Here is a 14,806-nt window from a genome sequence, read left to right as displayed (position 1 = left end):
GAAGCGATGCGCTTTCGAGTGACATCCCTGTTCGTCGCGGCGGCCCTTGTGGTCGCCGCGCCGGCACACGCGCAGCGAGCCAGTCTCGCTGATCGTGTTGCCGTTCTCGAGCAGCAGCAGGCCAACAGCCAGGCCAACAACGATCTCCTCAACCAGCTGCAGCAGGCGCGTTCGGACCTGCAGGGCTTGCGAGCGACCGTGGAGCAGCTGCAGCACGACAACGAACAACTCAAGCAGCAGTCCAAGGATCAGTATCTGGACCTGGACGGACGCCTGAATCGGCTGGAAGGTGCAGGTGGCGCAACCCCGCCATTGCCATCTCCCACCGGCAGCGTCACACCCGCCCCGGCTCCGGCCGCGCGGCCTGCAGCGGCGGCAACTTCCGAGAAGCCGCCCAGCGTGCATGGCGACCCAGGCACCCTGGCCGTCAGCAACGAGGAACGCACTGCCTACAACGTCGCCTTCGATGCATTGAAGAACGGCAAGTATGACGATGCCTCGCAGTTGTTCCTGAGTTTTCTGGAGCTGTATCCAAACGGCGTCTACACCCCCAATGCCTTGTACTGGCTGGGCGAGAGTTACTACGCCACCCGAAATTTCCAGCTGGCCGAGGCGCAGTTCCGCGATCTCGTCAGCCGCTATCCCACGCATGACAAGGCCTCTGGCGGCCTGTTGAAGCTTGGCCTGTCGCAGTATGGCGAAGGCAAGAACGATCAGGCCCAGCAGACCCTGCAGCAGGTCGCATCGCAGTATCCCGGCTCCGACGCAGCGCGCGTGGCCCAGGAGCGTCTGCAGTCCATCCGTCTCGGCCAGCAACTGCGCTGAGCCCGCGCGTGCGCGCCTTCGGGCGTGACGCATACTTTGCCAATGAACGCCGCCGCCGTCCCCAGCGAGATCGTCCAGTCGCCGTTGCCGCGATTGAAGATCACCGAAATCTTTCTGTCCCTGCAGGGCGAAGCCGAGGCCGCCGGCTGGCCGACCGTGTTCGTGCGTCTGACCGGTTGCCCGCTGCGCTGCCATTACTGCGACACCGCCTACGCCTTCCACGGCGGGGAATGGCATGACATCGATGCGATCGTCGCCGAGGTGGCCAGCCACGGCGTGCGCCATGTCTGCGTGACCGGCGGCGAGCCGTTGGCGCAGAAGCGCTGCCTGGTGCTGCTGCAGAAACTATGCGATGCCGGTTTCGATGTCTCGCTGGAGACGTCCGGTGCATTGGACGTGTCGGCCGTGGATCCGCGCGTCTCGCGCGTGGTCGACATCAAGACGCCCGCATCCGGCGAGGAACAGCGCAACCGCTGGGAGAATCTGCCGCTGCTGACCGCACGCGACCAGATCAAGTTCGTGATCTGCAGCCGCGCCGATTACGAATGGTCGCGCGAGATTGTCGCCGCGCATGCGCTGGACCGCCGCTGCACGGTGTGGTTTTCGCCCAGCAAGAGCGAAGTGACGCCGCGGGAGCTGGCCGACTGGATCGTGGCCGATCGTCTGCCGGTGCGCTTCCAGATGCAGCTGCACAAGCTGCTGTGGAACGATGAGCCTGGGCGCTAGGCCCGAGCGCTAAGCCCGGGCGATAGAGCGACCGCGCTCACCCAAGAAAGGCTGGCGCGGCCGGTTGCCCACAATCGGCGTGTACCACGCATCCACTGCGGTTGCTGGCATGCCGTCCGCTCCCGCCTGACGATCAGCCGCAACGCTCAGCTGCTCGCACTGATCCCGAGCGCAAGGCGCTGCTTGCCAGGAGGCAGCCGCCTGCGCTTACGCGGCGATCCTGTTCAATTCTTCGACGGCATCGGCCGGCAGTTTGAGTTCCGCCGCGAACAGATTGGCGCGCAGATGCGCCACCGACGAGGTCCCCGGAATCAGCAAGATGTTGGGCGAGCGCTGCAGCAACCACGCCAGTGCCACCTGCATCGGGGTTGCGGCCAGGCGCTGGGCAACAGCGGCAAGCGTGGACGATTGCAATGGCGAAAAGCCGCCGAGCGGGAAGAACGGCACGTAGGCGATGCCGTCGCGCGCGAGCGTGTCGACGATTTCGTCGTCGTGTCGATGCGCGATGTTGTACATGTTCTGCACGCAGACGATATCGGTCATGGCGCGTGCCTCGGCCACCTGCGTCGCGGTGACGTTGCTGATGCCGATGTGCCGCACCAGGCCATCGCGCTGCAGCTTGATCAAGGCTTCCAGTTGCTCGGCGATCGAGCCTTCAGCTGGCTCCTGCGCCTTGAACATCACGCGCAGGTTGACCACCTCCAGCGTTTCAAGCCCCAGGTTGCGCAGATTGTCGTGCACCGCCTCGACCAGCTGCTGCGGCGAGAAGGCAGGTAGCCAGGAACCATCCGTGCCGCGCGCGGCGCCGATCTTGGTGACGATGGTCAATTCCTGCGGGTAGGGATGCAGTGCCTCGCGGATCAGCTGATTGGTGATGTGCGGCCCGTAGAAATCGCTGGTGTCGATATGGTTGACGCCCAGCGCGATGGCTTCGCGCAGCACCGCCAACGCACCGTCGCGGTCCTTGGGCGGGCCGAATACGCCAGGCCCCGCGAGCTGCATTGCGCCGTAGCCGATGCGGGTGAGCTTGCGGTCTCCAAGCAGAAATGTTCCGGCTTTTTCGATGTTGGTCATGGCATGGCGCTCGCGTGTCGTTGAGCCAACAACGATAGGAAACGTGGCGCGGCATGTGAATTCGCATTTGCCGCGGCGCCAGTCCACTCCCGCCAGGGCTTGTGGCATATGGGCGCAGCCGCAGCGCCCCGGGCCGATCGTCCGGCGGGATGTGCTGGAGTTTCAGGTTTTGCTGGCTACGCGGGCAGTGCTTTCGCCGCGTTTCTTCGCAGCCGAAGCCGCCGCGTTGCACGTTCTGCATTGACAGGCGCCAAGCGGCGGCGCGAGTATGCCAACGTCGCCGCACAATCGGCGACCGGGATTGGCGTCCCGAACCAAAAGGCGCACCAGCGCCCATCGACCGATGCACGGCGCTTTTTTATCGCCCGCATCGTCGCGGGCGCATGCCGGCCAGTTTTATGGCGGGCGGTGCGCGGGGGCCGCAAGGCCCACCGGGTCCTTTTGGCCGGCACGCCAACCGCGTACCGTCCGCCACCCCGATTGGCGTCTGGGTGGCGGATTCCAAAACACAAAAGGAATCCAGCATGTCTCACGACACCCATGAAGCACCCACGTCTGTGGCGTACCAGGTCGTCCATGATGTGCGGCCGATCTTCAATGCCCGCGAAGGGACGCGTGCCGCCTGGCGAAGTCCGAATGCCCATCTCGGCGTCGCAGGTAAGGCTGTGCATGCGCTCACGCTTGCCGGCGCCGATGCAATCGCCAGCGTCGATAGCGCGTTGACGGAACCGCAGCAATGAGCCTGGGCAAACAGTTCCGCGTCTGCACGGGCGTCGTCCTTAGCTTCGAGATGATGCAGGGCTATGTGCTGGCCATGCTGCATTCCGACGCGCAGCCCGATGCCTTGCCGGTCCTGATCGCCTGCGAAGCCACCGGCTTTGACGACATCCTGCCGGGCGGCGATGCGCAGAGCGTCATGCTGGGCCGCCTGCATGTCTGCATGCGTGTGGATGCTGCAGTGGACGTCCTCAGCTGGCTGCGCAAGCAGGCACGCGCCGCAGGAGCTGCGCGACGAACGCGACGCGTGCAATCGCGTATCCAGAAGACGGGAGCCACGTGATTGGCGAGAACGCCACGGCCGCCTGCGCCGGGCCCACGACCTGCAAGATGACACGCGCGATCGGCAAAAGAGGAGCCGGCGTTGACGGCGGCGCGCCAGTTGCGGCAGATGGTGGATGCCATCCGACTTCGCGGTCGTGACGCAGGGTCCCTGGCGACGCAGGTCCCGGCAACTTCCGGCGGGCACAAAAAAAGCGCCTTCGGCGCTCTTCAAGTTGCTGATTTGATTGGTGGGCCGTGATGGATTCGAACCATCGACCAAAAGATTAAAAGTCTTCTGCTCTACCGACTGAGCTAACGGCCCACTGTCCCGGCAGTGCGCCGGGGTGCGCATTCTACCCTACAGCGGCGTCAAGGCGAAATGGCGTAGTGGGTGGGGTCCGCGACGCCGGCGTCGGCGAAACCGGCGGCACGCAGGCGGCAGGCGTCGCAGTGGCCGCAGGCGCGTCCGTCGGCGTCGGCGCGGTAGCAGGACACGGTCAGGCCGAAGTCCACGCCCAGGCGCACGCCTTCACGCACGATGTCGGCCTTGCTGAGGAACTGCAGCGGTGCGTGCACGCGCAGGCCGGCGCCTTCCACGCCAGCCTTGGTGGCCAGGTTGGCCAGCACTTCGAAGGCGCGCACGAATTCGGGCCGGCAGTCGGGATAACCCGAATAATCGACCGCGTTGACGCCGCAGAACAGGTCGTTGGCGCCGATCACCTCGGCCCAGCCCAGTGCCAGCGACAGCATGATGGTGTTGCGCGCCGGCACGTAGGTGACCGGGATGCCGTCACCGCCGGCATCGGGCACGTCGATGTCGTCGGTGAGCGCCGAGCCGCCGATGCTGCGCAGGTCCACGTCCACCACCTTGTGCGCGATGACGCCCTGCGCCGCCGCCACGCGCGCGGCGGCGTCCAGCTCGGAGGTATGGCGCTGGCCGTAGCGCACGCTCAAGGCATGCACGGCAAAGCCCTGCTCCTGCGCAAGCGCGATGACGGCAGCGGAATCCATGCCCCCGGACAACAGAACAACGGCTTTTTTCATGACGGATCGGCAATCACAACGGAATAAGCGGAAAGGCTAGCAGGCTCGGCGTGGCACGGCGACCCGGCTGTCGCTGCGGCGGCAGCGGGATGCCGGGCAACGCGGCTGTGCCAAGCGTGCGCGGGCAGGGCAGCGATGTACCTGCAGGCCAATCCGGTGCGACAGCCTGCCGGCAGTTGCGCGCCTCGGACATCGTGTTTTTGCCGGCGTCGGTGCGGCACGGCCGGTCTCAGCGCAGGCTTGCAGCCGCGGCCTTGCGCAGGGCCTGGCCGAGCTGCTGCAGGGCGCTCGAGCGCACTGCGGCGCATTGCCAGTACAGCGGCACATCGAGCCAGCGTGTCTGGTCGATGATGACCACCTGTCTGTTGCGCACGGCAGGTACGACCATCGATTCCGGCGCCAGACACCAGCCGAGTCCGCGTGCGGCCGCTTCGACGAAACCGGTCGAGGTCGGCAGGTAGTGGATCGGCGGCGCCACCTGTGTGCGGGTGATGCGGCGGACAAAGCGGGTCTGCAGCGTGTCCTTTCGGTTGAACACCAGCATCGGTGCGTGGGCCAGGGCCGCTGCGCTGAAGCCCTGCTTGAAATGGGTCGCAACGAATGCGGCCGATGCGATGGCGTGGTAACGCATCACTCCCAGCGCCTGCACATTGCAGCCCTGCAGCGGCTTGCGCTCGGCGGTGACGGCACCGAGCACCGCCCCGGAGCGCAACAGCTCCAGGGTGTGGTCCTGGTCGTCCATCTGCACATCGAAAAGAACGCCGTGCTCCCGGTGCAGCGCCGACAGGGCCGCCAGGAACCAGGTCTGCAGCGAGTCGTCGTTGACGGCGATGGCCAGCGTGCGCGGATGCCCGGCGCTGCTGTCGCCAGGGAGGAAGTCGGCGATCGCTTCGGATTCCAGGACCTGCATCGGCTTCACCCGGCGTAGCAGGCGTTCGCCGGCCGGGGTAGGGCGGCAGGGGGCCTTGCGGATCACCAGCACCTGGCCGAGCCGGTCTTCCAATGCCTTGATCCGCTGCGAAATAGCCGACGGCGTCACCGACAGCCGCCGCGCAGCGGCGTCGAAGCTTCCTTCCTCGAGAACGGCAGCGAATGCGGCCAGTTGCGGATGCAGAAGATCCATGGCGTTCGGCAGGATTAGAAGTTCTAAGCAGGATACAGAAGATTTAGTTTTCCTAATTGCAGCGGAACGCCCAGCATTGGCGCCTGTGATCCGGGAGGTGCTCGTGTTACTTCAAGCCGCAATCTCTGGCTTCATCGCCAGCGCAGGTCTCATTATCGCAATCGGTGCGCAGAATGCATTCGTGCTGCGGCAGGGATTGCAGTGCCAGCATGTCGGTCTGGTGGTGGCGATCTGCGCGTTCGGCGATATCGCGCTGATCGTGCTGGGCGTGGCTGGGATCGGCGTGCTGGTGACGCAATGGCCGGAGCTGCTGCAGGGACTTCGCTATGCGGGAGCTGCATTTCTCGCGGCATATGGCGCGCTGGCTGCACGCAGGGCCTTGCGTGGCACCAGCGGCTTGGCGCCGTCGCAGGCCGGTGCGCAACGCTGGCAGCGCGCCATGCTGGCGTGCCTGGCATTTACCTTTCTCAACCCGCATGTCTATCTGGACACGATGCTGCTGCTGGGCAGCCTGTCCGCGCGCTACCCGGGTCAGCTGCGCTGGGCATTCGCGTCGGGTGCGTGCCTGGCCAGCATTGCCTGGTTTTCCGCTCTGGGCTATGGCGCGCGCTTGTTGCAGCCGGCCTTCCGCGATCCGCGCGCATGGCGTGTGCTGGATGCGGCGATCGCAGGATTCATGCTGGTGCTGTGCGCACTGTTGCTGCTGCCTGCGCAGGCGCTACCCTGAGGCCCACTGTTGCCGGAGTTGTCGTCATGTCGCCGCTGCGCGTTTCCACCGATCACTCCGAACTCGATGTTGCGCTGGTCCATCGCTACCTGGCCCAGCACAGCAGCTGGGCCAGGGACATCCCGCTTGCGGTGGTACAGCGCTCCATCGCCAACTCGCTGTGCTTCGGCGGGTTTCTGCAGGGCGGGCAGGTGGCCTTTGCGCGGGTGGTTTCCGACTATGCAACCGTCGCCTATCTGGGCGATGTGTTCGTGTTGCCCGAGCACCAGGGCAAGGGCTATGGCAAGGCAATGATGGACGCGGTCATGGCGCACCCCGATCTGCAGGGGCTGCGCCGTTTCAGCCTGGCCACCAGCGATGCGCATGGTCTCTATGCGCGCTACGGCTTCACGCCGCCGCTGGCTCCGCAGTCGCTGATGGAACGCTATCGTCCCGGTCTCTACACGCGCTAGCCGCGGCGGGCCGGCTGTTGCGCGGCCGCACCGGCATGGCACTGCGTCGTGGCAGAAGGACGGTTCAACGCGCTGCCGCGCCGCGTGGTATTAGGCAAGCACTGCGACCTCGTCACCGCACAGCGCCGGCCAGGCATCGGCAGCGCGCATTGCCGCCAACGATGAATCGCAGTTGCCGCCGCACAGGTGCCGATCCTGCCGCAGGTCGATGGCTTCCCACTCCCAGCGCGGCGAATGCGGCATCTGCCAGGCTGCCAACAGCACCGACATGCCATCCTGGAGCATGAGCTGCCGCCGCCAGATCACGCGTGCGTCGAGAGGGGCTTGGTGCCAGTGCGATAAGGCATCGTCGTATGGCTTTGCGTCTGCGTCCCCTGCGTATGCGCAAGCATGCACGTTGGCATGCTCGTCGTTGATTGAGCGGTGCAGATCATGACTGTCGATGCTGGTGTTCACGGGTGATCCTTCCTGATTGAGAAGGCGTGCCGAGCGGTGACGAGAGCACGCACGGACACACCTGCAGTGCCGGCATCGCCGGCTGCGGATGTCGTGGGTACCGATGGCTAAGATGCCGCCTGCGCTGCAGACGGTGGCCGGGCTACCATCCGGCCTGCTCTCTTTCGACCGGCGCAGCGTAACCAGGCATGGCGCTGGAAACAAGCGCTTTTGAGTGACTTGAGTGCTTGTTTTCGAGCTTATTTTGTGAGCACTGGGCGCGCGTTGCGGTGCCTGAGCTGTCTGCGCCGAATGCCGGTGAGCGTGCGGGATAAACGCAGAAAGCGCCCTGGCGGGCGCTTTCTTCGTGTGCGATGCCATCAATGGCCGCGGGCACATCCGCGGTGTTGCATCAGCATGGCTGCACCGACGACCCGGTCGACGGCGCAGTGCCGGCCGCTGACTCAGGCGTTGCGGACCTTGCTCAGCAGCTGTGCGACCGGTGCCGCTACGCGCGAGGCGGCCTGCCGTGTCTGGCGTGCGTCGATCTTGAAGATCGCCACCGCATCGGTGAGCTGCACCGCCTGCTCTTCCATCGCGCGCGCGGCGGCCGTGGCTTCTTCCACCAGCGCAGCGTTCTGCTGGGTGGTTTCGTCCATATGCGTGATGGTCTGGTTGACCTGCTCGATGCCGGCCGACTGTTCCTGCGAGGCTGCAGAAATCTCGCCCATGATGTCGGTGACGCGTTGCACGCTGGCCACCACATCGCCCATGGTCTTGCCGGCGCTGTGCACCAGTGCCGAACCCTCGGCCACGCGTTGCACCGAGTCGTCGATGAGGTCCTTGATCTCCCTGGCGGCGCCGGAGGACCGCTGCGCGAGCGTGCGCACCTCCGAGGCCACCACGGCAAAGCCGCGGCCTTGCTCGCCGGCGCGCGCGGCTTCCACCGCTGCGTTCAAGGCCAGGATATTGGTCTGGAAGGCGATGCCGTCGATGACGCTGATGATGTCGGCAATCTTCCTGGACGAGGCTTCGATACCGGTCATGGTGTCCACCACCTTGCCGACCACGTCGCCACCTTGCGAGGCAACGCGTGCGGCGCCGATCGCCAGCTGGTTGGCCTCGCGGGCGCTTTCGGCATTCTGCTTGACGGTGGAGGTCAGCTCTTCCATCGATGCTGCGGTTTCTTCGAGGTTGGCTGCCTGCTGTTCGGTGCGCTGCGACAGGTCCTGGTTGCCGGCGGCGATTTCGCTGGCCGCGGAGTTGATCGACACGGCCGACTCCTGGATGTTGCCGACGATCTGCGCCAGCTGGCTGGCCGTGGTGTTGGCGTCATCGCGCATCTGTGCGAACACGCCGCGGAATTCACCGCTCATGCGTGCGGTCAAGTCGCCAGCGGCGATGGACTGCAGCAACGACGACAGCGACTGCAGATTGCCGTCGGCCGTGGACATCAGGTGGTTGAGGCTTTCGACCATGATGCGGAAGTCGAACTGGAAGCGCTCGGCATCGCCGCGCGCGCTGAAGTCGCCATTGGCGGCGGCCTGGGCGAGATGCTTGATCTCGTGGTTCATCGCCGACAGGTTGAGCTTGACCTGCGACATGGTGTCGCTGAAAACGGCCTTTTCGCCGGGCAGCGGCTGCATGTCTTCGGAGAGTTCGCCAACCGCATACCGGCCCATGATGCGTGCCAGATCGGTCTGCACTGCCACGTGCGAGGCAACCAGCAGGTTGGTGTCGTTGGCCATGCGCCCATAGTCGCCCGGGAATGCTGCCGCATCGATGCGGAAGCTGATCTGGCCGTTGTCATGATGCCTGGCCATGTCGGTTTGCGCGGTGATCAGGTTGCGCAGCTGCAGCTGCATCTTGTCCATGGCCTTGAGCAGACGACCGGTTTCATCGTTGGCGTTGGTGTGCACATCGTTGTGCAGATTGCCGGCCGCGATGGCTTCTGCGGTGCGTGTGGCCTGGCTGAGCGGCTGGGTCAGGCTGCGAGTGATCAGCCATGCGAGCAGGCCGCTGATGACCAGTGCGGCAATGCCGCCGGTGGCCAGGGTGATCTTCCCTCGATGCATCGATGCAACCGCGGCCGCATAGGCATCCTTGCTGAGGCGGCGCTCCAATGCAGCGTTCTCGCGGATCGCCGTCTGCTGCGCATCCATGGCCGCTGCGGCGTCGCCTTGCAGCAAGGCCTGCGCTTCCTGGTTCTGGTCGCGGAGGCCGTATTCGAGAATCTGGTTATTGAGCTTGACCGAGATGTCGCGCTTTTCCTGCACCAGGTCGAGCGCCTGTTTTTCAGGCACGCTGCTGGGCAGTGCGGCCAGGGCGTCGTGTGCCTGCTTGTAGCGTGCGCGGTTCTTTTCGATCATGTCCATCGCACGGCGATTGGCCGCGTCGCCAGCGACCATGACGATGTCGCGCAGGCCGATTGCCACGTTGGTGTTGGCGTCGAGCATTTCCGAGGACAGCTGGATCCTCTCCATGTTGCTGTTGACGATGGTGTCCAGTTCGAAACGCGCGTTGGACATGGTGACCAGGCCGGTGGCCACAAGCAGGCCCGACAATAGGATCAAGATGCCAAAGGCCAAGCCCAAGCGGCGGCCGACATTGAGGCGTTGCAGGTATGTATTCATGACCGCATCCAGGTAGTGCGACTGAGGGGCTCGATGAATGGGTCATCCACCAGAGCGTCTTGCCCCAGCTAGCGGCCAGATCGCGACGGGCTAAAGGCTCGTATTTGAAATTACTTATATTGAATTCATCGGATGGAAGAAATTTCCCGACAGCCGTCCGCAGCGGCCTGACATACGTGCAGAAATTGCTTGTTTATTGCGTTATGGCTGGATCGAAGCGTGCCAACGGCGGAACGATTTTCCGACGTTCTGATGACAGGTGGCGATGCACCCAGGGCAAGGACGTTGCTGGGACAGGGTGCAATTCATCCCGTGTCGCGATACCGGCAATGCGCTTTTCTTCAAGCAGCGGTGGCGCCATTGCTGCCGAGTGCTCAGGTGCTTGGATCGGCCGTGATGCGGTGCGACAAGCCCACGTTGCCGCGAGCGATTTGCGGGCCCGCACGTGCTGGCTGCTCTGCCGGCAACGCCCATCGCGCGTGAGGCATCACGCGCGTGACGGCACTGTGGGTCTTGCGCTCAACCTTCCAGTGCAGCGAGCACCTCTGCATGCAGCTGCTCGGCGCCGCTTTCGGTATTGAAGCGTGCAAAGATTTCCTCGCCGGAGAGCAGGCCGACCCGGACCGAGTGGCAATACGAGCCGAAGTTTTCGCCTGCATTGAAGGGGTCGCTGATGACGGAGATATGGTTGAGGCGGACCCGGGTGGTGCCGAACTTGATGAACATCTGCAATCTCCTATGTGAGCGTCCAGTTTCCCATGTTGTCGGGCGGTGCAGAAGCCGGCCTCACGCATCCATCGACCCAGCACGTACACTGCCGTGCCCTGAAACCGAGCTCGCCCGATGTCCGATCCGATCCGTCTCGACAAATGCGTGGCCGCGCTGTTCGGCTGCTCGCGTGGCGAGGCGCAGCAATACATCGAAGGCGGCTGGGTCAGTGTGGACGGGGCCGTGGTCGAAGAGCCGCAAGCCTTGGCCACTGCAGCGCAGGTGACGCTGGCGGAAGACGCCGTGCTCGCAGCTGCCGAGCCTGCCACGCTGCTGCTGCACAAACCGGCAGGCATGAGCGCCGAAGCGGCGTTGGCACTGGTCACGCCGGCAACGCGCAGCGCACTGGACCAGCTCGAAATGCGGGTGCTGAAGCGGCACTTCCTGCGCTTGAACGCGCCGCTGCCGCTGGAGGACGAGGCGAGCGGCTTGCTGGTGCTGAGCCAGGACGGCCGCGTGCTGCGCAGGCTCAGTGCCGATGCGACCTCGATCGAACAGGAATTTCTGGTGGAGGTGCGTGGTGAGCTGCGCCCGTATGGCATGGCGCGGCTTGCGCATGGTCTGGTGTACCAGCAGCGCAGCCTGTCGCCTTGCAAGGTGAGCTGGCAGAACGAGGAGCGCCTGCGGTTTGCGATCAAGCATGTGCAACCCGGCCAGCTGCGTTACATGTGCGCTGAGGTGGGGCTGGAGGTGGTCAGCATCCGACGCCTGCGCGTGGGCCGTGTATCGCTGGGCAAGCTGGCCATCGGTGAGTGGCGCTATCTGCCGACAGGCGAGCGGTTTTGATCGGCGTCGGTTTTTTCTGCGCGCCTAGTCGCAACGCGGTCGTCTGCAGATGCTGGTGACACGTGCTGGTGACACGGCACATGCATCAAATGCCGCTCGGCCTCAACGCAGCGATGTCGCTGCGGGGCCTCGTTTTCCAGACAGCGTTAGCACTGCTGCGCTGTTACGCCGGAAGTAGTGTGTGTTAGCCGTGCCAGGCAGAGGCCGGCCTGGCACGGCGCCCGGTATCAGCAACTCAGGGTAAGTGCGCATCGAGCGCAGGCTAAGTCGCATCTCGATGTCTGGCGCGCTTCCTGTGTTGCTTACTTCTTGTTGCGCTTCTTCTTGGCGCGCGTCACCAGCCAGAACACCACGGCAATCACGCCGATAACCAGAATGACGAAGGCCGGTGACAGAAACGAATTGTCGCCCATGGGAATTTCCTGAAAGTCTTCGCAGCCAAGTGCTGCACTGACATCAGCCTAGCGAGCGGCCCGCTTGATGGCGTGAAATACACTGCATTCGTCCCTGGCAGCAGCGGTGCATCGCCATCCGCGCAAGAGCACGCTACAGCTGCGAGTGCGGTTGCTGGGCATCTGGCTGCCGGCGCTGCCGTGGAGATACCGGCGCAATGATGCTGTGCTGGCGGTAACCGCAAACCGATAAGTCTCAAGCCACAAGCGCATGGGCAGCAGCGTTTGGAGATCGCTGTGCAGGTGATCAATTTAATGCGCATGCAACGCCGGCGCTTGAGCTCAGCCACGATAAGCATCAGCACAATCGAGCTGCAGGACAGATCGAGCTGCAGGTTGGAGCTCGTGACGTTGGAGCTCGGACACAGGGCTGGCGTGTCGCCGAGCAGTTCGATTGCAAACCCAAGTGAGCCGTCTGCGCCTGCGCGAATGACTCTTTGTCCGAGTAAAGCGCGCGTAGCCAGGCTGATGGACGAACAACTCACCACGATGTGGGAGCCGCTTGCCCGGTGCCGGCAATGTCCCGGCAGGGGCGTGCTCAGCGCCCCGCGAGTTGAGCGGCCCAACAGGCCTCGCGTCCGGTGGCTGCAGTCTAAATGAGGTGTGCATCACGTAAATCGGGGCCGCGCCGACAGCTTGTCGGGTCATCCCCGACAAGTGTCGTGCGGTCCGGCTGCACCCGCACCCGGGCGCAGCCTTGTCAGGTCACGGGAAGCTCGCGCTGCAGCGGAAGCCGGCGCAATCGATCTGCACCGTACTGCCGCCAGTGCAACTGGCTGTGAAGCGCGTGGCGCTGCGCGCCTGCACCGCGCCGCAACTCAGGCCAGTGCTGATGCCCTGCGCGCGCGTCACGGCCGATTCGGTAGACATCGCCGGGCCTGCAGGTGCAACGGTGGCTGCGGCGTTGCCGGCTGGTGCTGCTGCGCTGGCCGGTGCAGGCGGGGCGACATCGCCTGCCAGCGGCAGCGTGACCGCTCCACCGGGCGAATTGCCGCCGCTGGAATCGGTTGCTGCGACAGCCCGCCCTTGTGCGTTGTCGCCCTGCAACGGTTGGCCGCGGTCCTCGCGGTGGCGGTCGAAGCTCAGCGTCTGTCCGAATACCAGCTGGATCCAGCTCGGGTAGGTGTAGCCGGTCCCTTTGCTGTGGTCGACGATGGCGCCAATCGCGCCGCCGATCAAGATGTTGCCCCAGATCCCGATGTTGGCGCGCGAGATGGAGCGGCCGGCGGCATCGCGCTGACCGGGCAGCACGCAGCTGACCTCCAGATCGCGCGAGGACCGATGTACCTGCACGGTCTGCCCGGACTTCAGGGTGAACCGGCCCTTGTCGTTGCTGAGCGCACAGTCGGCGCCAGCGATGACGTGCCCGTCGGCGGTCTTGGTATCCACACGGATGGGCTGGGTCGCGTCGTTCATGACCGTCGCGCAACCGCTCAACGCAGCCATGGCAATGGCTGCGGTCACTAGGTGTTTCATGTTGTCCCCTGGCGTAAGACATGGTCGGGCCAGTTGGGCATGGCGCCGCGTCCCTGGCACAACCGTGTCGTGATCAATCCCCGTTGCCGACGCATCGCGCCGGCCGCCACTTCATACCGGGATTGTGGGTCGCCGTCCAGTCGCGACCGTCTGCGTCATGCAACCGGGGTGGAGAGCACCCGGTGCTTGGCCATCACGCTGCGGATCGCACTCAACAACTGCTCAGGGGTATAGGGTTTCTCGAGGAAGGCCACGCCGTCCGGCAGGATCTCTTCCACATATTCGACCGCCAGGCCTGAGGTCAGCAGCACCGGCAGGTTGTAGGGCGCGTGCGCCGTCTTGAGCGCCAGGTCCACGCCGGTCAGGCCGCCCGGGAAATGGATGTCGGAAAACAGCACATCCACGCGTGGGTCGCTTTCGATCAGGGTCAGCGCTTCTTCGACCGAGCCTGCACTACGGCAGGTAAAACCATAGCTTTCCAGCACAAGGCAGCTGAGTTGTCGGGTGCCATCGCCATCTTCGACGACAAATACAACTGGCCGTTCCTTGTTCTGTGACATGAGCACGTCTCGTAAGGCAGGCCACATTCTCAGCGATGCGGCAGTGAACCCTCTGTCAACGCAGACGGAGCCGTACGGTTACCAGCCGAACGGGCCGGGGCCATAGCCGCCGGGGCCGTAGCGCGGCCCGAACAGTGCGCCTTCGCCGCGTCCGACGCTGATGCTGACGCCTATCTGGTGCGCCTTGCCGTCGTCGTCGTAATAGGTCTTGCAGGAATTCAGGTTGACGGCCTGCCAGTTGCTGTTGCCGCCGCGGTTGGAATAGCCCATACCGGTTTCGACCGCGCCATGTAGCTTGCCCTGGCACTGCTCGGCGCGTTCGGCGGCAAGCGAGGCCGCGCTGGGGCGGCTCAGCGCAGGCTTGGGGCCGCTCTTGTCGCCGTAGAAGGTGCCCGGCGGGTCGGTGCTGTATTCCGGGTCGGAGCGGTACTGCACCGGGGCCTGTGGAACGCTCAGGTCCAGCGACCGCGCCGACCCCGGCTCGGCACTGCTCTCGCCGGCCTGGGCAAGCGCGCTGCCGGCGGCAAACAGAGTGGCCAGGACAAGCAGGCTGCGTTTCATGGGTGGACTCTACTCAAGAGGGACTGACAGCGCGTGCCAGATCGCCCTGTGAAACTAGCAATGGCTGATTGAATGCGCGCTGTCGATTCTGCGGATTTTTGTGCCAGCGCCGCCACCGCGATG

General features: G+C 64.7%; 16 protein-coding genes and 1 tRNA gene. 7 read left to right on the top strand and 10 right to left on the bottom strand.

Features of this window, described 5'->3' with window-relative positions; all coding sequences use genetic code 11:
• The first annotated feature begins 6 nt into the window (after positions 1 to 6).
• Together ybgF and queE are read left to right on the top strand one after the other, a co-directional pair.
• The gene (ybgF, locus tag AC06DU_RS15210; protein WP_024939947.1) at positions 7 to 825 is read left to right on the top strand and encodes a tol-pal system protein YbgF; all 819 of its coding nucleotides are present in this window, start codon (positions 7 to 9) and stop codon (positions 823 to 825) included.
• 42 nt (positions 826 to 867) lie between these two features.
• Positions 868 to 1,551 (top strand): 7-carboxy-7-deazaguanine synthase QueE, encoded by a 684-nt coding sequence (queE, locus tag AC06DU_RS15205; protein ID WP_024939946.1) that lies wholly within the window; start codon positions 868 to 870, stop codon positions 1,549 to 1,551.
• A 207-nt stretch (positions 1,552 to 1,758) separates the two neighbouring features.
• Here the strand turns inward: queE and AC06DU_RS15200 are convergent, their stop codons facing one another.
• Positions 1,759 to 2,625 (bottom strand): aldo/keto reductase family oxidoreductase, encoded by an 867-nt coding sequence (locus AC06DU_RS15200; protein ID WP_478202747.1) that lies wholly within the window; start codon positions 2,623 to 2,625, stop codon positions 1,759 to 1,761.
• Between the two features lie 524 nt (positions 2,626 to 3,149).
• Between AC06DU_RS15200 and AC06DU_RS15195 the strand changes: the two genes are divergently transcribed.
• Complete coding sequence (locus AC06DU_RS15195) at positions 3,150 to 3,365, top strand: hypothetical protein (protein WP_478202746.1); 216 nt, start codon at positions 3,150 to 3,152, stop codon at positions 3,363 to 3,365.
• Positions 3,362 to 3,685: a hypothetical protein gene (locus tag AC06DU_RS15190; RefSeq protein ID WP_478202745.1), complete on the top strand. Its 324-nt coding sequence runs from the start codon at positions 3,362 to 3,364 to the stop codon at positions 3,683 to 3,685. Before AC06DU_RS15195 ends, AC06DU_RS15190 begins: the two co-directional genes overlap by 4 nt.
• A 227-nt stretch (positions 3,686 to 3,912) precedes the next feature.
• Here the strand turns inward: AC06DU_RS15190 and AC06DU_RS15185 are convergent.
• From AC06DU_RS15185 to AC06DU_RS15175, 3 genes are all read right to left on the bottom strand, one after another.
• Positions 3,913 to 3,988 (bottom strand) — tRNA-Lys (locus AC06DU_RS15185).
• Between the two features lie 47 nt (positions 3,989 to 4,035).
• Positions 4,036 to 4,710, bottom strand: coding sequence for a 7-cyano-7-deazaguanine synthase QueC (gene queC / locus AC06DU_RS15180; RefSeq protein ID WP_039519526.1), 675 nt, complete (start codon positions 4,708 to 4,710; stop codon positions 4,036 to 4,038).
• A 229-nt stretch (positions 4,711 to 4,939) separates the two neighbouring features.
• A complete protein-coding gene (locus tag AC06DU_RS15175) occupies positions 4,940 to 5,833 on the bottom strand; it encodes a LysR family transcriptional regulator ArgP (protein ID WP_478202744.1) in 894 nt (297 codons plus the stop codon).
• A gap of 76 nt (positions 5,834 to 5,909) precedes the next feature.
• On the opposite strand from AC06DU_RS15175, the gene AC06DU_RS15170 reads away from it, so the two are divergent.
• Positions 5,910 to 6,560 (top strand): LysE/ArgO family amino acid transporter, encoded by a 651-nt coding sequence (locus AC06DU_RS15170; RefSeq protein ID WP_478204426.1) that lies wholly within the window; start codon positions 5,910 to 5,912, stop codon positions 6,558 to 6,560.
• A gap of 26 nt (positions 6,561 to 6,586) precedes the next feature.
• The gene (locus tag AC06DU_RS15165) at positions 6,587 to 7,012 is read left to right on the top strand and encodes a GNAT family N-acetyltransferase (protein WP_016904343.1); all 426 of its coding nucleotides are present in this window, start codon (positions 6,587 to 6,589) and stop codon (positions 7,010 to 7,012) included.
• Positions 7,013 to 7,102: 90 nt separating this feature from the next.
• On the opposite strand, the gene AC06DU_RS15160 is transcribed toward AC06DU_RS15165, so the two are convergent.
• The 3 genes from AC06DU_RS15160 to AC06DU_RS15150 all read right to left on the bottom strand — a co-directional run bounded on the left by AC06DU_RS15160 (position 7,103) and on the right by AC06DU_RS15150 (position 10,806).
• On the bottom strand, positions 7,103 to 7,468 hold the full coding sequence (locus tag AC06DU_RS15160; protein ID WP_102251485.1) for a hypothetical protein: 366 nt from the start codon (positions 7,466 to 7,468) through the stop codon (positions 7,103 to 7,105).
• A gap of 443 nt (positions 7,469 to 7,911) precedes the next feature.
• Positions 7,912 to 10,080 carry a methyl-accepting chemotaxis protein gene (locus tag AC06DU_RS15155; protein ID WP_478202743.1) on the bottom strand — a complete coding sequence of 723 codons (2,169 nt, stop codon included), beginning with the start codon at positions 10,078 to 10,080 and terminating at the stop codon, positions 7,912 to 7,914.
• A gap of 519 nt (positions 10,081 to 10,599) precedes the next feature.
• Positions 10,600 to 10,806, bottom strand: coding sequence for a hypothetical protein (locus AC06DU_RS15150; protein ID WP_016904346.1), 207 nt, complete (start codon positions 10,804 to 10,806; stop codon positions 10,600 to 10,602).
• 117 nt (positions 10,807 to 10,923) lie between these two features.
• Between AC06DU_RS15150 and AC06DU_RS15145 the strand changes: the two genes are divergently transcribed.
• The gene (locus AC06DU_RS15145; RefSeq protein WP_065032669.1) at positions 10,924 to 11,634 is read left to right on the top strand and encodes an rRNA pseudouridine synthase; all 711 of its coding nucleotides are present in this window, start codon (positions 10,924 to 10,926) and stop codon (positions 11,632 to 11,634) included.
• Between the two features lie 1,157 nt (positions 11,635 to 12,791).
• Here AC06DU_RS15145 and AC06DU_RS15140 read toward each other — a convergent pair.
• The 3 genes from AC06DU_RS15140 to AC06DU_RS15130 all read right to left on the bottom strand — a co-directional run bounded on the left by AC06DU_RS15140 (position 12,792) and on the right by AC06DU_RS15130 (position 14,683).
• Positions 12,792 to 13,562 (bottom strand): hypothetical protein, encoded by a 771-nt coding sequence (locus tag AC06DU_RS15140; RefSeq protein ID WP_260400476.1) that lies wholly within the window; start codon positions 13,560 to 13,562, stop codon positions 12,792 to 12,794.
• A 155-nt stretch (positions 13,563 to 13,717) separates the two neighbouring features.
• Positions 13,718 to 14,122: a response regulator gene (locus tag AC06DU_RS15135; RefSeq protein ID WP_039816233.1), complete on the bottom strand. Its 405-nt coding sequence runs from the start codon at positions 14,120 to 14,122 to the stop codon at positions 13,718 to 13,720.
• A gap of 78 nt (positions 14,123 to 14,200) precedes the next feature.
• On the bottom strand, positions 14,201 to 14,683 hold the full coding sequence (locus AC06DU_RS15130) for a hypothetical protein (RefSeq protein ID WP_046343838.1): 483 nt from the start codon (positions 14,681 to 14,683) through the stop codon (positions 14,201 to 14,203).
• Positions 14,684 to 14,806: the final 123 nt, after the last annotated feature.

It is taken from the genome of Xanthomonas sp. NCPPB 3200, assembly GCF_056393585.1.
The sequence above is the reverse complement of the archived record's forward strand: the minus strand, read 5'-3'. Positions and strand labels throughout refer to the sequence as shown.